Source organism: Capsulimonas corticalis (genome assembly GCF_003574315.2).
In the GTDB taxonomy this organism is placed as follows: Bacteria; Armatimonadota; Armatimonadia; order Armatimonadales; family Capsulimonadaceae; genus Capsulimonas; species Capsulimonas corticalis.
The window spans coordinates 4,373,626-4,395,028 of sequence record NZ_AP025739.1; the positions used below are offsets into that span (position 1 = coordinate 4,373,626).

The 21,403-nt window shown below is 60.7% G+C and carries 18 protein-coding genes; 12 read left to right on the forward strand and 6 right to left on the reverse strand.

What is annotated here, in order from left to right; all coding sequences use genetic code 11:
• Nucleotides 1–20: 20 nt before the first annotated feature.
• On the reverse strand, nt 21–863 hold the full coding sequence (locus tag D5261_RS18705) for a type II secretion system protein (protein WP_218025694.1): 843 nt from the start codon (nt 861–863) through the stop codon (nt 21–23).
• A 176-nt stretch (nt 864–1,039) separates the two neighbouring features.
• Here D5261_RS18705 and D5261_RS18710 point away from each other — a divergent pair, with 176 nt between their 5' ends.
• Nucleotides 1,040–2,131, forward strand: coding sequence for a LacI family DNA-binding transcriptional regulator (locus D5261_RS18710; protein ID WP_119323295.1), 1,092 nt, complete (start codon nt 1,040–1,042; stop codon nt 2,129–2,131).
• Between the two features lie 64 nt (nt 2,132–2,195).
• On the opposite strand, the gene D5261_RS18715 is transcribed toward D5261_RS18710, so the two are convergent.
• Complete coding sequence (locus tag D5261_RS18715) at nt 2,196–4,100, reverse strand: alpha-amylase family glycosyl hydrolase (protein ID WP_165864436.1); 1,905 nt, start codon at nt 4,098–4,100, stop codon at nt 2,196–2,198.
• Nucleotides 4,101–4,324: 224 nt separating this feature from the next.
• Here D5261_RS18715 and D5261_RS18720 point away from each other — a divergent pair, with 224 nt between their 5' ends.
• Nucleotides 4,325–4,549 (forward strand): hypothetical protein, encoded by a 225-nt coding sequence (locus D5261_RS18720; protein WP_119323293.1) that lies wholly within the window; start codon nt 4,325–4,327, stop codon nt 4,547–4,549.
• Nucleotides 4,550–4,706: 157 nt separating this feature from the next.
• Entirely contained in the window at nt 4,707–4,898 is a 192-nt protein-coding gene (locus D5261_RS18725; RefSeq protein WP_119323292.1) for a hypothetical protein, read from the forward strand.
• 26 nt (nt 4,899–4,924) lie between these two features.
• On the opposite strand, the gene D5261_RS18730 is transcribed toward D5261_RS18725, so the two are convergent.
• The gene (locus D5261_RS18730; protein WP_165864435.1) at nt 4,925–7,657 is read right to left on the reverse strand and encodes an AfsR/SARP family transcriptional regulator; all 2,733 of its coding nucleotides are present in this window, start codon (nt 7,655–7,657) and stop codon (nt 4,925–4,927) included.
• A gap of 251 nt (nt 7,658–7,908) precedes the next feature.
• Entirely contained in the window at nt 7,909–8,343 is a 435-nt protein-coding gene (locus tag D5261_RS18735) for a globin family protein (protein WP_119323353.1), read from the reverse strand.
• A 240-nt stretch (nt 8,344–8,583) separates the two neighbouring features.
• On the opposite strand from D5261_RS18735, the gene D5261_RS18740 reads away from it, so the two are divergent.
• On the forward strand, nt 8,584–10,713 hold the full coding sequence (locus tag D5261_RS18740) for a Calx-beta domain-containing protein (protein WP_165864434.1): 2,130 nt from the start codon (nt 8,584–8,586) through the stop codon (nt 10,711–10,713).
• A 285-nt stretch (nt 10,714–10,998) separates the two neighbouring features.
• On the opposite strand, the gene D5261_RS18745 is transcribed toward D5261_RS18740, so the two are convergent.
• Entirely contained in the window at nt 10,999–12,225 is a 1,227-nt protein-coding gene (locus tag D5261_RS18745; RefSeq protein WP_119323289.1) for a glycoside hydrolase family 5 protein, read from the reverse strand.
• A 72-nt stretch (nt 12,226–12,297) separates the two neighbouring features.
• On the reverse strand, nt 12,298–13,440 hold the full coding sequence (locus tag D5261_RS18750) for a LacI family DNA-binding transcriptional regulator (RefSeq protein ID WP_119323288.1): 1,143 nt from the start codon (nt 13,438–13,440) through the stop codon (nt 12,298–12,300).
• A gap of 351 nt (nt 13,441–13,791) precedes the next feature.
• Between D5261_RS18750 and D5261_RS18755 the strand changes: the two genes are divergently transcribed.
• The 8 genes from D5261_RS18755 (at nt 13,792) to D5261_RS18790 (ending at nt 21,377) form a co-directional block, all read left to right on the forward strand.
• Complete coding sequence (locus tag D5261_RS18755) at nt 13,792–14,619, forward strand: DUF1559 family PulG-like putative transporter (protein WP_119323287.1); 828 nt, start codon at nt 13,792–13,794, stop codon at nt 14,617–14,619.
• A gap of 408 nt (nt 14,620–15,027) precedes the next feature.
• Entirely contained in the window at nt 15,028–15,618 is a 591-nt protein-coding gene (locus D5261_RS18760; RefSeq protein ID WP_119323285.1) for a hypothetical protein, read from the forward strand.
• 29 nt (nt 15,619–15,647) lie between these two features.
• A complete protein-coding gene (locus tag D5261_RS18765) occupies nt 15,648–16,181 on the forward strand; it encodes a hypothetical protein (RefSeq protein ID WP_119323284.1) in 534 nt (177 codons plus the stop codon).
• Between the two features lie 25 nt (nt 16,182–16,206).
• The gene (locus D5261_RS18770; RefSeq protein ID WP_125206174.1) at nt 16,207–16,659 is read left to right on the forward strand and encodes a hypothetical protein; all 453 of its coding nucleotides are present in this window, start codon (nt 16,207–16,209) and stop codon (nt 16,657–16,659) included.
• 24 nt (nt 16,660–16,683) lie between these two features.
• Nucleotides 16,684–17,046, forward strand: a complete 363-nt coding sequence (locus D5261_RS18775; protein ID WP_119323282.1) for a DNA-binding transcriptional response regulator — start codon at nt 16,684–16,686, stop codon at nt 17,044–17,046.
• On the forward strand, nt 17,033–17,458 hold the full coding sequence (locus tag D5261_RS18780; protein WP_119323281.1) for a DMP19 family protein: 426 nt from the start codon (nt 17,033–17,035) through the stop codon (nt 17,456–17,458). Before D5261_RS18775 ends, D5261_RS18780 begins: the two co-directional genes overlap by 14 nt.
• 235 nt (nt 17,459–17,693) lie before the next feature.
• A complete protein-coding gene (locus D5261_RS18785) occupies nt 17,694–18,023 on the forward strand; it encodes a barstar family protein (protein ID WP_119323279.1) in 330 nt (109 codons plus the stop codon).
• Between the two features lie 30 nt (nt 18,024–18,053).
• Nucleotides 18,054–21,377, forward strand: coding sequence for a DUF5696 domain-containing protein (locus tag D5261_RS18790; protein ID WP_125206173.1), 3,324 nt, complete (start codon nt 18,054–18,056; stop codon nt 21,375–21,377).
• Nucleotides 21,378–21,403 lie beyond the last annotated feature (26 nt).

Consider the following 21,403-nt stretch of genomic DNA (forward strand, 5'->3'; position numbering starts at 1 on the left):
GGCTAGCGAAGCGAGAAGTGTCAACATCCTTGGCTGGCGTTGAAAGTGCCGTCATCGTTCTGTTTGCCGCCGTCTTTTTGCGCTCCCCACCAGAAGCCCCACATATTCCAATTGGAGCTGAGCACCGGATTCTCCTGCCCGTTGGGATAGAGGATGGTGAAGGGATACCACTTCGCGTGACCATCGGCGAACATAACTGTGGAGCCGTCGGTATGTCGGCCTTTAGGCGCTCCGCCGTGGGATGACCAGAAAGATGGTCCAGGCCATGCGGTGTCGATCGGCGGCCAGTCAATAGCGAGCGACGCCTGGCTTGGAGAGCAGATATCTGAAGAATCCAACGAGCGCGGCGTTGCTGCCCCATAAAATGACGGATTAAATTTGTAATCGGTCGGGGGATACACATCGTTGTAGTATTTGGCGTCGCCGACTTTAGATACTGGGAGACCGATTGTCGCCGGATCCGTGACATAGTCACCAGAGCCGTTATCATGCTGTTGCGCCTGCATCGTTCCCATGCTTGCCGAGGAATCCGGACATTTGAATACCTGGAAGCTCTTCATGTAGGGCTGAAGCCGCGCGGCGACGATATATGCCTCGGTCGAACCGCCGTACTGGTCCGTGGCCGGGACTAGGTTATCATAGTCCTGGCAGTACTGCAATACTCCCAATCCGATCTGCTTCATGTTGGAGACGCAGCTGATTTGGCGGGCTTTCTCGCGAGCCTTCGCAAACACCGGGAAGAGGATCGCGGCGAGGATAGCGATAATAGCGATCACAACGAGCAGCTCGATCAATGTAAAGCCGCGATGGGTTCGCGTCGATCCGTCATTTTCTGTCATCTTGTTAAACTGATAGGAATGCATCTGATATTTTCCTCCCCCAACCGTTTGGGTAACTGAGACCAGTTTAGCATGGAAATGGTCCTGTGTCAAGCAAAAACATACTGGATTCTTCAAATTATTTTTGGCGAAAATCCGAGGTATAATGCAGGAACGCTCGTTACCCACGCGTTTGGGGCAATGGGCACAAAGGACACACCATGGAAAATCGTTTGTCGACGCCTACTCGCCTCGAAGACATCGCGGCGCGGGTGGGGGTTTCACGATCCGAGGTCTCGCGCGTCCTGAACGGGCGGGCGCGGGCCGGCAAAAGCGTGGGAGCCGCGACGCGCGACCGGATTCTGGAAGCGGCGCGCGAGATGAACTATAGTCCGCACCGCGCGGCGCAAAGTCTCGTCAGCGGACGCACCAATACGGCCGCGCTGATGATTGTGATCGACCGGAAGGCGAAGGCGTCGCCGTTCCTGGAAGATCATGACGCGCCCGACGAACTCTCGCCGCACTACCACGAGATCCTCGGCGGGCTGACATATACGCTCAATGAATATGGCATTCACTTGATGCTGGCCCAGTGCGGCGGCCCGAACATCGATCCCAACGCCGCGATGGAGCAGATCGCCCGCTCGCACACCTGCGACGGCCTCATCATCACGGATATGTTCGTCGACGACCTCCGCCCGGCGATCTTAGACCAGACAGGCTTGCCGTATGTCGTGCGCGGCTCATCGCCCAAGCCCGATACGGTGGCGGTCGGCATGGATAACTCCGCCGTCGGCTACGAGGCCGTCAAGCATCTTTACGCGCTGGGCCACCGCCGTATCTTGTTCTACAACATCCGGCAGGACTTGATGGTGGGGCGAGGGCGTTTCCAGGGAATGTGCCGGGCGCGCGATGAGTTTGGCCTGCACGCCACTCTGGAGTATCGTGACGACGTTCACCACCAGACCGGGCTCTACACGTCTCTGGCCCAGCGTCTCCAGGAACCCAACCTCCCCACCGCCGTCTTTGCGGAGGACGAGATCAGCGCTCTGGGCGCCGAGCGCGCGATCCGGGAAGCCGGTCTGCGGATACCCGAGGACATCAGCCTCATCACCTGCCTGAACGCCCGCTTCATGCGCCTCGTCGCGCCGCACCTCACGGTGCTGAACGTGCGCCTCAACGAAGTCGCCTCCCACGCCGGGCATTTGCTGGCGAAGATGGTGCAGGGCGAACCGGTCGAGAAGCGTCAGGTCCTCTTCCAGCCTAAGCTGGAAGAGAACGGCAGTACAGGGCCGCCGCGCAAGGCGGTTTAATGGAGGGCGTTCGTGGCAAACTCACCCCAGCGGCGAAGCGCCTGGGTGAGTTTGCGCGATTCCCTTACTTTACAAACACCGCTCCTGTCCGCGCGGGCAGCGTGACGGCCAATCCTCCATCCTTCACCGTCACTGCCCCGACCGCTCCCAGGCGGTCCGTCAGCGTTACCCCATTGCTCAAATTGGTCGCCCCGACGGGGATCGTGAACGTCGCGGGATTTGTGTCGTTGTTCAGGGCGACGATGACAGTGTCGCCGCCGAGCGTGCGTGCGTAGGCCCATTGTTTGTCGGTCTGGGTGAGCGTCATCTGCGAGCCTCGGCGCAGCGGCGCTAGGTCGGCGCGCAGGTGAGCGAGTTTGCGCAGATGCGACCAGATTTCCTGTTCCTGGGGCGTGCGTCCGGCTTCCGTAAAGGCGCTGCGGGGATCGCCGGGGAAGCCTCCGGGGAAGTCCTGGCGGTTATCGGGATCGTCGCCGCCCTTCATGCCCAATTCGTCGCCGTAGTAGACCAGCGGAATGCCCCGGTTGGTCATGAGAAATGTCTGAGCGAGACTGAGGCCCGCCGGTGTGGCGCCATCCTCGCTGGAGAAGCGCTTGACGTCGTGATTCCCGAGGAAGGTGACCAGATGGTCGGCGTGCGGAAAGAGCCAGTCATGGGCTTCGTCCACGGCGAGGTCGTGAAACGAGCCGCCCTGCGCGAACGTGCGTCGCAGCGGAAAGTAGAGCGGGTAGTCGAAAAGCGAATCCATCTTGGTGTCGACGCCGTCGGGGCCTTTTCGGCCGCCCTGGAAATAGGAAACGAGCGACGAATCGCCGTCGAACACTTCCCCCACGGCGTTAACATGCGGATACTGGCGGGTGATCGCGGTCGACCACTGCGTCCAGAAGGCGCGCGGGACGTAAGGCATTGTATCCTGCCGGATGCCGTCGAGCCCGGTCATGCCCACCCACCAGAGCGCGTTCTGAATCTCATAACGGGCGACTTCAGGATCGTTCTGGTTGAGATCGGGGAGGACGTTCGCGAACCAGCCGCCAAGCGTCGCCGCCGATTCGTCCGGCGCGCCATGCGGGTCCATCACCGTCCAGATCTGATACGTGTTGTTCCCATGAGACTTCGCCGTGCCGGTGAACCATGTCGGCGTCGGCGGATCTTTCGCCCAGGCGTGATACGGGCCGACGTGGTTCGCGACCTGGTCCTGAATGACTTTAACGCCTATGGCGTGCGCTCGATCCACCAGCTCCCGCATGCCCGCCAAATCGCCGAAGTGCTGCTCGACGCCGTATTGGTTGATCGCGCCGTAGCCATGGTAATCGCTGTACGGCGCGGTCCCGTCCGCCTGGAGCGTGTTGACGTGATGCACATTTTCATAGACGGGAGTGATCCAGATCGCGGTCACGCCAAGGTCCTTCAGATAAGGCAGATGCTGGATGATCCCCTGGAAATCGCCGCCGTGATAAAGATGGGGATTGCTCCGTCCGTACAGCCCCTTCGCGATCGCGGGATCGTTGTTCGCGGCGTCGCCGTCGCTGAACCGGTCGGGCATGATCTGGTAGATCACATCATCGGGAGAAAATCCCTGAAAGCGGCCGGCGGCCGGCAGAGGAGCTGTAACTTCAAACGCGGCTGTCGCCGTCCCGTCCGGCGTTGTAACCTTCAGTGACTTCGCGCCCGGGTCGGCGTCTTTGTCGATTGCGAGATCGACAAAGACATAATCGCCGTTCCCATTCACCTTCACGCTGCGCGCCGAGACGCCTCCGCCCGCCGTCACCTTCGCGCCCGCCAGGTTCTTACCGTGCAGCAGAACTCGGACCGGGTTCATCGTCGATCCCGCCCACCAGCTCGGCGGCTCCACCCGGTCCACCGCCGGCGCGTTCCCCTGCGCGTCGGCCGCATGGCCGCCCGCGACGGAGCTGGCGAGCAGAATCGCGGCGCCGACGCCAATCCGGGAAAATAAGTAATTTGAGTGCATTCTAACCTCCCCCACACGTTTGGGTAAAGGCATTATAAGAAGAATAACGCCGTTTGTCAACAGAAAACTTCCCCGTTTTGCGGCCGTCGCGCCGCGTCCGCGATCGTCGTCCCGGGGCGCAGGTGTATTTCTGGTAACAATTGCAAGCCAATGCGTTTCAACCACCGCGCCTTGGGTATCTATTGCTGTGGCGATCGGAGAACCGAAGCCCAAGGAGAATCCTCATGAACACCCGTCTGATCGCGACCGCCGTCGCCGCAATGACGCTGCTGGGCGCGGCCGGCTCCGCCGTAATGGCCGATTCCCATATGATGCATCACCGCATGATGCACAAGCGCCATCATATGCACATGATGAAGCACAACATGAAGATGCACGGGCATATGATGAAGCACAACATGAAGATGCGCGGCCACATGATGCATGACAAGATGATGCACAAGATGTAGCTCCGCCCCTCAAGACGCTGTGATGAAGTCCCCGCCGAATGCATTCGGCAGGGGCTTTTTTGCTGGGTGGGAAAAAAATCACGCCTGTCTCACGCTGTTCTCACCATGGGGCGCTAAACTCCTTCCATCACCTGAGCGCTTCTGGAGGAGAAGTTCCATGGACAATAATTTCGTGACGCAGGATCAAGCAATGGCGGCGCAGGCGCAGGCGTCGGATCCGGATATTTGGGAGTGGGAGACGGGGGAGGCCGGCCGCGTGCGCGGAAACTGGCTGGTGAATGCGTATGTCGGCGGCTTATTCGCCGTCGCCGCCGTCACGCACATTCTGTCCACGCTGGCGTTGAAATAAGACCGATCCGAGGCGCAAGCGGCGCCTTACGCTTGACAAGCGCCCAGATCTTCGCGGGCTTGTTCGATGCCGAGCTTGTCGCCCAGCTGGCGCCAGAGGGCGAGGCTTTCGGTGAGGCGTTTGCGGGCGGTGGTGTGATCGCCAAGACGCAGGGAGGCGACGCCGTTCATGTGGACGCCGCCGGCCATGCCTTTGAGGTTTCCCGCGATCCGGTGCATCGCCGCGCTGCGGTCGGCGAGGGACTGGGCGATCTTGAAATCGCCCTCGCGCAGCGCAATGCGCGCGCCGCCGGCGAGGGTGCGCGCCGAGCCGTAATGGTCGCCGGCGCTCTGGAACAGCGATTGGCTTTCCGTGAAAGCCGAAGCGGCGGCGTCGATATCGGCGCCGTCGCACAGTGATTCCCCGAGGCTGCACAGCGCGCTCGCGAGACGATGCGGATCGCCGAGCGCGCGGGCGGCAGTGACGGCGGCTTCGAGCCAGGTTCGGGCGAGTTCGTGGTGACGCCGCGCGAGCTCCAGACAGCCGGCGGCTTCCAGCGCGCGGACGCGCGCCGGAGTCGGCGGCGCCTCCCCATTGGTCAGGAACGTCTCCAGCCACCGAAGCCCTTCTTCATGATGACCGCGAACGTCCCAAAAACGCCAGAGGCACCCGGCGAGGCTCAGGCCGGCCTCGCCATCCTCCGGCGTGCGCCCCGGGCCATCGCGCTGATACCATTGGAGGGCGGCGCGCAGGTTGTCGGATTCGGACTCGAGACGGTCCAGCCAGACGATCTGATCGGGGCCGGTCAGCTTCGGCGCGGCCTCTTCGGCAATCGCCCGGTGCCAGGACGCGTGACGGCGGCCGAGCGGCAGGCGCTGATCCGCCGGGAGCAGCTCCCAGGCGTATTCACGCAAAGTCTCCAGCATGAAGAAGCGGATATCTTCCCCATGCGTCTCCGTGATTAGCAGTGAATGCTGGGTCAGCTGGCTCAGGATATCGAACGCCTGCGGCTCTTCACAGACAGCTTCCGACGCTTCCAGCGTCCAGCCTCCCCGAAACACGCCCAGCTGTGCAAAGCAGTGCTGGAGCTCCGGGGCGAGGCGGTCGTAGCTCCACTCCAGCGTCGCGCGCAGGCTCCGATGGCGCGCGTCCATATCGGTGCGCCGGCTCACCAGAAGGTTGAAGCGCTGCGAAAGACGCGGCAGCATCTGCGCGGGCGTGAGCGCTCCCGCCCAGCCGGCCGCGAGTTCGAGCGCCAGCGGAATTCCCTCCAGACGCCGGCAGAGCGCCGCCACCGTCGCTTGATTCGTCCGGGTCAGCGTGAACTGTGGGCTGACTTGCCGCGCGCGGTCCAGAAAAAGCTGCATGCTCGGGGTCAGGGCTGCGAGGTCGGGCTCCTCAAACTCCTCCGGGACCGGCAGCGGCGCGACGGGATAGTCCTGCTCGCCGCCCAGGTTCAGCCGGCGGCGCGACGTGACGAGGCAGGTCAAGCCCGCCGCCTGCTCCATCAGCGAACAGATCGTCTGCGCGCCTTCGTCCACCAGATGCTCCATGCTATCGAGCACCAGCAGGGTTCGCCCGGCGCCGAGCCGCGACAGGCAGTGCTCCCAGAGATCGCCGTCCGGCGGCGGGCCGGGACGCAGGGAGTCGGCGATCGCAGAAACGATCATCCCCGCGCTGTCCACATCGGCGAGCGGGGTGAACCAGACGCCGCCGGGGAAGTGCGCCGACGCCCGCCGGGCCACTTCCAGCGCGAGGCGCGTTTTCCCCGATCCGCCGTGTCCGACCAGAGTCAGCAGCCGTGTGTTGGGCGCATCCTCCAGTGACGAAGTGAGCAGGACGGAAAGGGTTTCGATCTCCGTCTGGCGTCCGAAAAATCGCGTGAGCCGCGCGGGCAGGCTGCCCAGCGACGGCAGTGGAATCTCGCGCCGCGTCGTTATGTCGCCGTCTGGCGTGTCCTCTGGCGCCGGCGCGCTCTCCAATACAGCGGCGGTGACCGCCGGCGCGGGGGCGAACACCAGGGTGGGGGCGCTGCGCAGCGGCTCGACCAGCGCCTGGATCTCCGCGCCCGGCGTCACGCGCAGTTCTTTCCAAAGGATCTGCTCCAGCTCCCGAAACTGCCGCAGGGCGTCCGCAATGCGTCCGTCGGCGGCGAGCAGCCGGATCAGATCGGCGTGCCCCTCCTCGCGCAGCGGATCCTGTCGCACTGCCTTGCGCGCGTACTCCAGCGCTTGGCTGTTGTCCCCGCCGTCGCTCAGCGCCTGGGTCAAACGGTTGAGCGCCGTCAGATAATCTTCCTCCAGCCGCCGGCGCTCGCCCAGGACCCAATCGTCATAATATCCGGGGAGCAGTTCTCCGCCGTAAGCGTCCACCGCGCGGCGCAGCGCGGCGGCGCGTGTCTCAGGCGCTTCGGACCGCGCAGCGGCGGTCAGCGCGTCTTCAAACTGCGCGACATCCGTGGAGACATCGGCGCTCAGGCGCACGGAAACGCGGTCGGCGATCAGGAGATCCGACATGTCTGGGCACGCCGATTCCAGAGTCCGCCGCAGCGTCGTGAGAACCTGCCGGAACCGAATCCGCGTGGCGTCCGCGTCTTCGTCCGGCCAAAGCATCTCAATCAGCTCCTCACGCGGATGCGACCGGCGGCGATGCACCGCGAGAAACGCGAGCAGCGACGCCGCCCGGCGCGTCTCAAACCGCGCATTCGCGCCGTCCGGACAGGGGACATGAAGGCCGCCGAGCAGCTGAATCTGGAGAATGGGTTGGGGTAATGTGTCCATAAGGTGAAGCGGGTAGTACAGGACGATGGTGGGTTGTTCGACGAGGCAAGGCGGTTTTCCTGCCGAGTTTAGCCGGGCGGATTGGATGGCCCTCGGGCGGATTGGATGGCCCTCGCGCGGCGCTAGGAATGGAAGACGCCCCAGACCTCCTCGGTTCTTCGATAACGCAAGCGCCGGCATGCCACCCGGTGAAATTTGCCGTACAAAAACCTGCCCCAATGAAGACCCCGCAGGCGCCAGGCGCTCATCGCCTATCGGCCGCCGCGCGCCACCACGCCTTCGGCGGCCGCTTGTTTCATCGTCGTCGCCATCAGAGTGTATACATCTGTCCAGGCCGCTTTGTGGGCGGGGGTAAACGCCTCGGGGCCGAGCTTCGCTTCGAGCGCGCCGAGGAGCGCGGATGCGACCGTGTCGTAGTGCTCATCCTTGACGCCGTAGCCGCCGTGGCGCTTGCCGAGCTGCCAGAGGACAGGGACGAGTTCATCCAGGCGCTCCAGGCTGTCGACCGCCGTCGCCAGCACGTCCATCAGCTTCTTTTGCTGAGCCTTCATATCTCCCAAAAACATCGGTCGAAGCGAAGGGTCCAGGGTGAATAGCCGTTCGTAGAACGCCGCCGCCACGTCTGCGGCCTGCGGCTTGACATTGCGGAAACTTTGCACGATCAACTCTTTTTGTTCGGTGGTCATTGGGTCGCCCTCTTTACTGCGTCGGCGTTCATATTCCTGATCATAGCGCGGGATCGTGAGATAATCGTGAGATTTTTCGCGATTGACCAAATTGCGTGCGAGCATAAATCTCACGCGGGCCTCACGTCCCTCTCACCGTCGACGCCTATACTCCCGTTCGTCACCGCCGTCGCCGCTTCCTGTCTGCCGTGGATGCGGCGCGGCGGCGGCGCAATCATCGATGATCGAGGAGAATTCAGAATGCCGCAATTACACAAGACGATACTCGCGACGGCCGTCGCCGCCGGAATTTGCGCCATGGGAGGCGCATTCGCCTCGGCCGCGACCTACGATGTCGGTCCCGCCTATGCTTACACCACGCTGTCCTCTGTTCCGTGGAGCGCGCTTCAGCCGGGCGACGTGGTCAACATCCACTGGCGCGCGGCGCCGTACAAGGAGCATATCCTCCTGTCGCAGAGCGGCACGGCGGCGCAGCATATCGTGGTGCATGGCGTTCCCGATCCCGCCACGCAGCAGCTGCCCGTACTGGACTCGGACGGCGCGGTTGAAGCGGCGAATATCAATTACTGCTGGAGCGGGCTCTACGGCAACGGCGCGGTGATGGTCAGCCCGCGCGCCGGGTTTGTCTATCCCTACATTCCATCGTATATCGATATCGAGAATCTCAAAATCATTCATGCCCGCGCTCCATACTCGTTTCAGGCACCGGATGGCACCACGCAGAACTACGCACGCTTCACGGCGGGAATCAATGTCGAACGCGGCCAGAATATCACGATCCGAGGGTGCGAGCTCACCGATAACGCCCTGGGCCTTTTCGTCAACTCCAAGTACAATACCGACGCGCTGTCGGCCAACATTCTGATCGAGCACAACGATATTCACCACAACGGCGTTTCCGGCGACGCCAGCTGCCACAACTGCTATACCGAAGCGGCGGGCGTCACCTATCAATACAATCACATTGGCCCCGTCATCACGGGGTCCGTCGCCGACGCCATCAAAGACCGTTCGTCCAATCTCGTCATTCGGTACAACAATATCGAGAGCGGCCCGTCGGATTGCCTGGATCTGATCGAGGCGCAGAGCGACAAGTATATCGCGACGCTGCCTAACTACGACAAAACCTGGATTTACGGCAACACATTTTACAACGGACCCACCGGCGCCGCCTATCTGATCAACTACGGCGGACTGGACACGGATTACAGCATGTATCGCAAGGGCACACTGTACTTCTATAACAACACCGTCGTCAACCAGGCCCCATACAACGCCTGGTGGCGCACCGTCGTTTTCGTCTTCCCGTACCGCTACTACACCGGCGTGGACAGCGTGGAGCGGGTGGATTGCCGCAACAACATCTTCGCGAGCCTGCCGGTGACGCCCGGCGCTGCGCCCGCCGTCCTGGCGATGATGGCGACCGATAACACCCCGTTTTTGGATATGACCGCGAACTATGTGAGCCCAGGAACGCAGCTCGCCTACTACACCGGTCAGGGACCGCTGGGCGGACTGGTCACCGGATGGGCGATGCAGCACTTCGGCGACGCTAATGGAGTCGACAATCCCGGCTTCGTAAATCCCTCGGCGCTGGACTTCCGTTTGGCGAAGACCGCTTACTGTATCGACAAGGGGACCGCTCAGAACGCGGCCGTCGCCGGCCTGTTCGATCCGCAGTTTGAGCTGATGTCCGACCTGAACGTCATCCCGCGCCCCACGCTTGGCGCGGCGATCGATCTCGGCGCTCATGAAAATTCGGGGTTGGCCGCCGCGGCGCCGCCGATGAGCATCAGCAGCGCCAGTCTTTCCGAAGGCAACTCGGGCGTCAAAAACATGATCTTCACCGTCACGCTCGCCAGCCCCAGCGCCGCCGCCGCGCAGGTCTCCTACACGACCGCGAACGGGACGGCCGCCGCCGGATCGGACTACACCGCGACTTCGGGGACGCTCATCATACCCGCCGGGCAGACTTCCGCGACGATCGCCGTTCCGATCCTCGGCGACACGGTTCCGGAGCCCGACGAAACGTTCACGGTGAACTTGTCCAACGCCGTTGGCGCGACGCTGATCGGCGGCCAGGGCGTCGGGACGATTGTCAACGACGATTCGGCTCCCGTGAACGCGCCCGTCATTTACAGCTTCACGCCCGCCGGCGGCGCGGCTGGAACCGTCGTCACCATCACCGGCCAGTACCTGACCGGCGCCACCGGCGTCTATCTGCACGACATCCCCGCAGCATCGTATACTGTGGTGAATGATACGACGATCACCTTTGTTGTCCCCGCCATGGCCGCCGGCCCGGCCAAGCTCAAGGTGATCACGCCCGCCGGCAAATGCTGGGCCGTGAATAACTTCGTCGTCAACTGATGAAAGTCGGCTTCCGGCGCTCGCGAATTCTCGTCGAGCGCCGGAACATTCGCTATTCTCATGGGGTCTAATCCATAGAATACGAAGTCTCCGCTTGGAGGATAACGATATGTTTTGCCTAACAACATGCCGCCGATTATTTTTGCTCATTGCCGCCATTGCGGGAATCGTGCAGGCGAGTTATATGTTCTGAAAGCTCGCTCCATATTGAGGGCTATGAAATCGCCCGCAAACGAATTACGGTTCGTTTGCGGGCGATTTGTGTCTCAGGAGTTAAGAGGCGTGTCAATGGCTTTTCGCGCTTGCCTCTCGGTACACCGTCGTGATGTTGTGATACTCGTCCAAATTCTCCGTCTTCAATTGGCTGCACTTTTGAATCCACTGCGCCTGTGTATCCTGAAACGGATCGAGCGGGGTGATCGGTTTGACATTGCTGTACAGGCCCCACTGCGACTGCCCGCCTTTGACCCAGGTGATCTTATATGTCCACGATGACCAGGAGATGGATTGATCCTGCATGGCGTCGACGAACCGCGCCAGCGTTTCGGGAGTGCCATGCGGCTCCATGCAGAATTCGCCGAGGTAGTAGGGGACTTTGCGCTTCTCTCGCTCGGCGCGGATATCGGAGACCATGCCATCGGAGCTTTTGGTCTGATCCTCGGGAGTCTTGGCGCCGAAATTATAGTAGTGAATGCTCATCACGACATTGGTCCATCCCAGAACGCTGGGATCGGGCATGTCCTTGATGCCCTTGTAGCCGTCTTCGACGAAGACCAGGTGATTGGGATCGCCGGCGCGGACGGCCTGGTAGAGGTCGTTCTGCACCACATAAAGCGCCGCCGAGTTCGCCGCGCCCATCGGCTCGTTGACGAGGTCGTAGCCGGCGACGGCGCTGCTCTTGCGGAAGCGCCTCGCCAGCCGAGTCCAGAGATCCTCGGCGGCGTGGACATTTTTGTCGTCCTTGAAGAACTGGTTGACGCCCGCCTGTCCTGTATGCATTTGATCGCTTTGCCCCCCAGGCGCTCCATGGAGATCCAAGATGACATATATTTGACGCTTGCCGGCCCACGCCACGGCGCGGTCCAGCCAGTCGAGGCCGCCGGGTTCATCGACCAGGCTGGCGAGGAAGGGCAGGCGAACGCAGTTGAAGCCGGCGGCATGGATCCGGTCGAAGTCCGATTCATTGAGCCAGGCGTCCCGGAACGCCGTTCGCATCTTAATCTTGGCGTCCGCGCCAAGTCGCTTTTCGACCGTTTTCCAGAGCGTCACATGATCCTGAACCGGCGGCTCCGCCGATCCGACCGGCGGTTTGGTGACGAACGGCTGCATCCATGGCTCCTCGACAAGCCAGCCGCCAAGGTTGACGCCGCGCAGAACGATGGGCCGGCCCTTGGCGTCCACAATCTTGTCGCCTTCGGCGTGAAGCATGGACGGCGGCGCCGCCGCATGGGCGCCGGCGATAGGGAACAAAGTTGCCGTGAGGGCAAGCAGACAGGGTAAAAACGTTTTCATAGAAGTTCCATCACAAGTCGCTATGGCCGGAGAGGATACGGCTGGGCGCAAAGCGTTCTCAAGAAAGCGGAGTTAAGAGACGGGCGGAGCCGTCGATCCGCGTACGATCAGGGTCGGCTTGAGGAGCCACATCGAAGGCGTGGGGGCGTCCGCCGAGAGCCGCCGGAATAGCAGTCGCGCCGCCGTTTCTCCGATTTCGACCAGCGGCTGATGTACCGAAGTCAGCGGCGGGACACCGATCGCGCCGTCGGGAGTGTCGTCAACGCCGACGACCGACAGCCGGATCGGCACGGAGATCCCCAGATCCCGCGCGGCCTGCATCGCGCCCAGCGCATTCTGATCGTTGGCCGCAAAGATCGCGGTCGGCGGATTGGGAAGCGTCAGCAATCGCCGCGTCTGCGCGTAGGCCAGATCGATATCGTAAGCGCCCGGTCCCGCTGCGTACTCCGGCGGCAGATGGAAGCCGAGCGAGTTCATAAAGGCGTGATAAGTTTCCGTACGCATGCAGCCGCTGAGCATATTCATCGGTCCGGTCAGATGCGCGATCCGCGTGTGTCCAAGGTCGCGCAGATGGTGCAGCGCCAGCCGCGCGCCGTGCGCGTTGTCCGAGTCCACGGAGGAGATATCGTAGGGATCGCCGGGATAGGAGACGGCGACGATGGGGATGTCGCAGCGCGCCAGCGCCGGAATAATATCAGAATCCATGGGCGGCGCCACGACAATAATGCCGTCGGTGCGCTGATCCCGGTATGAAGCCGCCGAAAGGTCAGCCGTCTTCCAGGGATCCGTATAAAACGTGACGTTGTAACCGGCTTCGGACGACGCCGAGATCACGCCTTGGAGGATAAACGACGTGTACGGGTGACTGACCACCACCATCGAGCTGGCGGTGCCAAACAAGATCCCAATCGTGTTCATACGCTTATGCGACAGACCGCGCGCCACCGCGCTGGGGTGGTAATTCAATTCCTGCATGGCGCGCAGCACCCGCTCCCGGGTTTCGGGCAGCAGCACGCGCTTTCCATTCAGAACATAAGACACGGTTGCGGTAGAGACGCCGCACGCTTTGGCGACATCTTTAATAGTAGTCATAAACTGTTCACGCACCTCGGTTACGCGGTTAAACGTTAACCCAATTGTAACATAGTGAATTTTGCTTGTCAAGGGCAGGTATTTCGTTCCCGCGCTGACGAAATCTGAGGACACATAAGACATCTGCGCTTTGACGTACGATGCGAACGCGAATATCTCCGACTGGAATTGACGGTGTACGGCGATAATACAAATAAAACCTAGTGAGGTCTGCGAATATGTGTGGTAAAAAGATGGGAAGCCGTCTCCAGGCCGGGATTAGCCCCCATACAATCAAATTGTCATCTCGATGGAGTGTAAGATATTGGAAGTCTTCATGGGCAAGGCCCGCAATAATTTCTAAAAAACTGTTATTGACAAATTGGAAAGTGTTTGATATACTCAGTATGGTTTAACCGCTTAAACACTAGAACGCAATTGAATGTATTCGCAGACGCATTTGAAACGAGCCATTATCTTAAAGGAGTTCCATTGATGAAACATCGACACGGTTTTACGCTGATCGAGCTGCTAGTCGTCATCGCTATCATTGCGATTCTCGCCGCCATCCTGTTCCCCGTCTTCGCTCAGGCCCGTGAGAAGGCCCGATCGATCTCGTGCATGTCCAACTTGAAGCAGATTGGTCTGGGGATCCTGCAATATACCCAGGATGCTGATGAGATGTACCCACAGGCCACCGACGAATCCGGCAAGCAGTGGTACGATATGGTGGACCCCTATATCAAGAGCGGACAAAAGTCCGGCGGATTCTCATATGGGCGCGGCGGTGTTTGGGACTGCCCTTCCTTCCCGAGCGACTATGGTCAGGCCCAGCACTACGGCGCGAGCCTCGGCCTCTTCGTCCCGAACTATTCGGGTAACAATGGCGGGAAGCCCCTCGCGCCTTGGTCTCTGGCGGTCGTCGACGCTCCGGCCGATAAGATCATGGTCGCCGAGAAGGGGCGCAACGCCGCGACCTGGGGCTACGAGACATTCATTACTATCGAACAAGAGTGGCTGAACAACTGGAATAACCTGGATGCGAACGGTAAGTTCGATGAGTCCAAGGATGGCAGCGACCATTCGGTCCTTCCTTCGGTCGATTGCGACGGAACGATGCCTGGCGGCAACCCGTTCGCCTGGGAGTGTGGCTGGACCGTACGATATCGTCACCAGCAGTCGGCGAACGTTCTGTTCTGCGACGGACACGCCAAGGCAATGCACGCCGGGACGATTAAGTGGTACAAGAACGTATACATCCCTCAGGTCTACGAAGCGGCTATGCAGCAGCAGGGGTGGGGCTGGTCAACCAGTGTTCACTAGGAGAACGAAATTGAAGTTGAGCGCCAGAAACCTTGCGGTGATGACATGTGCTCTCGGGGTGCTCGGAGCCAGCCTCGCCGGCTGCAGCCATAACGACGCTGCGCCTGCGAGTACAGCGAAGGCGTCCGTAATGCCATCCGGCATGCCAGAGAACGCTCAGCAGCAGACAATACAGGCAGAGGGAGCGGCCTCGCCGGCCGCTCTGGCTGCTCAGCATAACGCGGAGATGCGTGCATCCAAGCATTGACACGACTCCGGCAACCTCTCTGGAAATAAGATCCGAATGACTCTTCCGCCCTGTCCTGGGGAAGTGAATATGCATTCTCCGCACCGGCGCCGCAAGGCGCCGGTTTTTTTGTTGTCCGGGGAAGTATAATCTCTGGGCGCAAAGGCGCAGATCTAAACCTTATGACCAACCACTATCTTATTTTCGAAAAATCCGCGCATGCGGTCATCCACATTATCCAGGGCGGTACGCTGACCGAGGCGCTTTGGAACTACATCGTTCGCGACCAGACCGAGGCCACGCTGCAAGAGGACGGTTCCGTCTTCGCCTGGGGAACACTCTATCCGCATCCGCTGTCCTACATTGAGCGCTGGCACAAGATTGAAGGCGACTGGCAGATCCGCGATCTGCCCGATTGGGCGTGGTCCGATCCGTCCGCGCAGGTTTTCGCCGACAAGGGGCCTTATAACACCGCGCTCGCAACGGAATCGTGTCTCGCAAAGTTCCGAAAGCGATTTCCCAAAGCGGACGCGCAGTTTTTTGTCTGGCCTCTGAAAACGGGCGTGCTCGTCACGTTCTATCAGCAAAAGCATTTAGAACTCAAGATTATGAAGCGCTATCTGTGGGTCTGGGACGGCAAGCGTGAAAAGATCAGTGAATGGAAGGGCGACGAGGCGCAGCTCGCCGAAGAGCTGGACACACAGACGGTCCGTCTGAGCCTCGGCGCCGCCGCGCCGCTGTCATCCATGTCTTACGGCGGCGTGGGATTTTAGCTGTCCGTTGCGAAAGGGAAAAACGAATCATGCATCGATTGCGCTCCTCATATCTCATCACGGCGATGTGTCTCACGGCCCTCGGAATCGGCGCCGCTTCCGGATACGCCGCCCCGGATGCCCCGAAGGTTCTCAGCGCCAAGGATCGGCAGCATCTGCTGACCGACCACTTCCAGACCTTCAGCGGCTCCAGCGCGATCCCGGAACCCGTGAAAGCGTTTTATCTCACGCCTACGGACAGCGCCGCGCCCGACGCTTCGTCCAAAGACAGGCCGAAGTTCCCGATGGCCAATCCGGGCAAACCCTGGAACGCCGGCGATGTCGTTCAAGATAGCTCGCTCCCATTCCGCCGTCTGATCTTCGTCGCCGTCGCCAAAGGCTACTGCCTCATCACGTACGAGTACGGCGGCATCGCCTACAACCGCTGCGCCGCCCTATACTACTTTTCCGACAAGAAAGCCGATCTTGCCTGGGCCGGAAACGTGTCTGGAACATGGGAAAATCTTTCCGAATTCCGCAAATCCATCCGAACAAAACAATACCGTGACGGCGGCCGGCTGTAAATTGATTCCCATGAACAATAACCATATGAGCGATACCCTTCCGACAGCCGGCGGCGCCAAGGCGTCTGCTGTTATTCAGCTTGCTCGTTGGTTGTTCGCAACGCCGGACAACGGTCGATCCACGTGGTCGGTTATTATGTGGTGGGAAGCCCGGCGCTTCGCCTTTAATCTGATTGTAGGCGGCGTCGGCTTCATTTCGCTCGTCCTTTTTATGGTCCTGATGTCGACGCCCGGTATTCTCAAGCCAGGCGAGGACGCCGTTGAGCCGATGGCGATTTTTATCGCGCCGATTTTGATGAACATCGCTTACACTCTGGGGTGGTTCATCGAAGTCCAATGGAACTGGCTGCACCGTGGCCATACGGGCCGCATTGGCCCGGTGATGCTGGCTGTCGGCTTTATCTTTTCGTTATTGCTGATGCTTCTGCCCACGACCGTAGGTGTGATAAGCGTAATTTCGCTGCATCATGGAAAATGAATCAAGAAATAAGCCGAATATTCAATGAACATCCTCTGGATCGAAAACCATGATCGCTTCGCGAAGATCGCCGTGAAGACATTTCTCTCTACTCACACCGTCACCGTCATCCCAAGCATTGCGGCGGCGTGCGCCGCTTTGACATCCGGCGCCTTTGATGTGGTGATGGTCGATTATGACTTGGACGACGGCAAGGGGGACTCGATGATTGCGCAAATCAATGCGCTTCGGCCACGACCCGGAATCATTGCGACTTCGTCCCACGCTTTCGGCAACCAATCGCTGATGGAGGCCGGCGCGGACGCCGTCTGTGGCAAGACAGAGTTTTCGTCGATTGGGCAAGTTATCGACAGACTTCGAGGGAGTAACACACATGACAATAACTGATATTGTCGAATTTGTCATGATGCGCGGCGGTGACGGTCGTTTCGGCGCGCTGAACCGGGCGCAGCGTGTGGTGTACGCGATCAGTGACGTGGACAGCATGACGGCGGAGTATAGCCTTTACGACTACTACGACAGCAATTCGGGCAAGAACGCGGCGTTTGTGGTGTCGGCGCTCAAAGAGATCGGCGCGCTGGAGTCATCGGCCGTTATTCGGAGCGCGAACGCGCTTTTTCCGGGCGGACAGCCGGCGCTCGACCTCGGCCAGCGGCGCAACCAGATAGAGGCGATGGGCGAGGATGTCGCTGCATCGATCAAAGAGATCGGCGATCAATTCATGAACTGTACCGATAACTTCGCCGAAAAGTTCGAAGCATTTGTGCTTGCCAACCAAAAAGACTTGATGGCGCAATGAACCAGAGAAGATCCAAGAAGATCATTCGTTGGCTGGTGACAGTCACATTTACACTCGTATGTGTCGTAAATATCTTCCTTACGCTCAGCGGGCGCAAGCCCGAACGAGTCTCAACTATCGTACTGCATGTGGTTCAATTGATGTTACTTGGGGCTGTCATATTTCTCTGGGGCGAGGAGCGCGCCGAGTGTCAGGCCGATTTCGATAGAGAACAGGGCGATAGAAAGAATTGATCATGGCCTCGGTCCGCATCAATGGCGCTAAGATTACGGATTGGGCGTCGTTCCATCAGATCTTCAAAGAGACGTGCGGCTTCCCCGACTTCTACGGTATGAATATGAACGCCTGGATCGACTGCTTATCCGATCTTCGCGCAGAATATGGAATGACTCAGTTTCAGCTGGCGAATGATGAAATACTTTACCTTGAGATACATGGCGCTCTTGATTTGAGCGTTCGGTTACCAGAAATTATATCTGAACTTGTGGAGTCTACAGCGTTCGTGAATAGCCGGTATCTTGGCTATGGGCAAACGCCGCCATTGGCTATTATCTTCATTGGTTAGGAGAATGCTTTGAGACAAAACTCGTTGCCAATGATGTCTATCATTGCTGCTATTGCGATATTGTTATCGCCGAAGGGTGAAGGGGCGCTCGCCGCAGCGCTGGAGCCGCCGGCGGTGGCGATTCACTCTGGTGTGACCTGGGTGGATGAGATTGGGCTGTATTCGGTCCAGTGGCGGGGGCTGGATGGCGCGACGGGGGCGTTTCCGGTGGGGTGGTCGGGGATGTTTGATGAGCGGACGGGGGTGTCCGCGACGGAGTTTGGGATGCAGGGCGGGCGGCGGGCGTATCTGCTGCATCCGATGTGGCGGGGGCAGTCGGGGAATGCGGATCAGAGTTACCGGCTGGCGCTGCCGAAGGCGCGGGCGGCGCATCTGATGTTTGGGGTGGCGATTGGCGCCAGCGCGCAGGGAAAGTCGGATGGAGTGACGTTCCGCGTGTTCGTGGACGGCGCGCGGGTCTTTGAGGTGAATACGAAATCGGAGGCGTGGACGGAGGCAGATATCGATCTGAGCGCGAAGGCGGGCCGGACGGTGCTGGTGACGTTTGAAACGGATCCTGGCCCGAACCACGATCCGAGTTTTGACTTCGGGATTTGGGGAGATCGTCGGGTGGTGATTTTGGGCGTTTCGCCCGCGACAGTGGCGCCTGTGGGGCAATCCGCGTATCCGCTCGACGCGGCGACTGCGGGGTGGGGCGCGTGTTCGCCGACTTACCCGGTGGGCGTAAAGCCCAGCGCTCGGATTGCCATGGTCCGGCGCGGGAAGGCGACGGACTTCGCGGAGGGGCTGCGGTTTGCCGTCTCGCATCCCAGGGGCGGCCTCGCGCCTCTGGAGCTGCCGATGGCGCACTCCGCGCGGGTGGGGCTGGTGTCAGCGGATGGAAAGATCGTCTACTCAGATGATCCCTCCGTCCATACCGAGACGAACGAAGCCCTCGCGGCGGGCGGCATTGTGCGCCGAATCACAACTTATGCCTATGGCGGGCGCACGGTGCGGCTCACGACGGAGATTCATCCCTATTCGGGATCGAGCGCGCGGATCGATGTTCGCAGTGACGATCCGTATATCGCTTCGGTGGACTTCGGCGTGATCGGGCCGACGGCGATGCGGCGCAATCTCGTCGTGCCCTATCTGGACAATGGAACGGTGCAGTATCTGACCGATCAGGGGCTTTATTCCAGTGTCTTTGTCGACTTCGCCCGCTCGGACGCAAGCGTCATCGATGGCGTGACGGCGATGTACGCCCCTTTGACCGATGGGACACGCAATCCCGTGCGCGAGACGGCGTACTTTGCGCTCTCACCCGACTTCGCTTCGGTGCTGCCGACGCCGCCCAACCCAGCGTCGCCGTACCGGGCGGCGCTGGGCGACAGAGTCGTGTTGGATCACTGGCGTAATGTCGATTTCGCGAGCAACGCCGCCTGGCTCGATCTTCTGGCGAGCTATGGTTTGACGCATTTTCTGACCATTGCCCATGTTTGGCAGAACGGGGGCTATGATAACAAACTGCCCGATACCCTGCCCGCCATGGAATCGCTCGGCGGAAGCCAGGGGATGCGCCAGTGGATCGCGGCGGCGAAGCGCCATGGCGAGCTGATCGCGCTGCACGACAACTACGCGGATTTCTATCCCAACGCCGCCTCGTTCGATTGGGCCAATGTGCCGCACGATTCCGAAGACAAGCCAATTCCCGCGTGGAAGAACCTTGTCCAGTCATACGCCGTCGCGCCGGCGTTTATCGTCAAGAGCGCGAGCATCCATGAGCCACAGATCGCTCAGGAGCTGGCGCCTAACGCGGGGTATTTGGATGTCCATTCGTCCACGGCTCCCAGTTTTCATGTCGATTTCCGAGCCGGGATCGAGGGCGCGGGAATGATGCGGACGGTCAGCCGCGCCAACATCGGTCTCTGGAGCCTGACGCGTCGGACGTATGGCGGACCAGTGTTAGGCGAGGGCGCGCATGATTGGATGTGGGCGGGACTGCTGGACGGGGTGGAAGGGCAGTTCGGCGTCGGCGTTCCCTCCAACGGCGGGCAGAGCGCGCCGCTGTTCGTAGACTTCGCGCTGCTCAAGGTCCACCCCCGCATGCTCAATCACGGTATGGGGTACCTGGAGCGCTGGCTGGCGTCCCCGACGGCGTCCGCCATCCCCGCGAGCGTGCTCGATCAGTACCGTATGCAGGAGCTGATCTACGGACACGCGGGCTTTGTCGCCAATCCACTGATCGATTCGCTCCCATTTCTCTGGCAGGAGCACAACCTTGTGCCGCCAGTGACGCGTCGCTACGCCGCCTCGCCCGTGCGCGCCATCCGCTACGATGTGAAGGGCGTGCTGCGCGATACCAACGCGGCGGTCGCGGCGCGTTCGGCATTTGACCGGGCGCAAGTGACATACGCCAATGGCCTGAAGATCACCGCCAACGGGCGCAATCAACCCTGGGAGGTCGCGGCGGGCGGCGGCAAGGTCACGCTGCCGACGTTCGGCTGGGTCGCCGACGGCCCGGACCTGCTGGCGTACACCGCGCTCCGGGGCGGCCGGGTCGTCGATTTCGCGCGGACGCCCACCAGCATCTTCGCCAACTGCCGCGCCGTCCCCATAATGGCGGGACCGAAGGTCTCGGATCTGAAGCCCAGTATTTCGCTGTTTCGGAAGACCGGCGCGCGGACATTCGAGATTGCGTTTACCTGGGATGTGAAGGAAAAAGTCGCCGCCGACGAAGCGGTTTTCGTCCATGTCGTCCCATCACAGAAGCCCGACGAGATCGCGTTTCAGATACCCGCGGCTGTCGGCGCGCCTGGCGCGTGGCCGATCGGGCGCGTCAACGGCCAGACAACTGTCGTCTCCGTACCGGCGGACCTGCCGGATGGCCTTTATTCGATCCGCGTGGGAATATACTCCTTGAAAACGGGCGAACGACTGACTCTTCCCGGTAAGGACGACGGCGCGCGGCGGTATCCCGTCGGCGTTCTGCAAATTCGCGACCATGGCGCGAGCGTCGAGATGCTGCTTCCTCCTCAGCGTGGACAGCCGCCGCATGACGAGCGCGTGACGCGCCCCGCCGCGCCAATCAACTTTGGCCCGATCGCCACCGATGAAAGCGTCATGATGGATTGTGTCGGCGGACTCAAATGGCGCATCACGCCCATGCCGCGCGACACGCCCTTCACCCTCGCCTTCGATCCCGCCGATCTTGGACTCCATACCGCAAAGCTCAAGATCGGCGCATTCGACGTTGCTGGCAAACGCCTTGCCGGCGCTATTCCCGTTACCGCGTCCGCTCTAGGGACGCGATGGCGGCAGGTGAAAATCGGCGCCGTTTCCGGCGCGGCGTATTATGAGCTCACATCCAAATGACATTTTTTCGCCAGATTGATATGGCT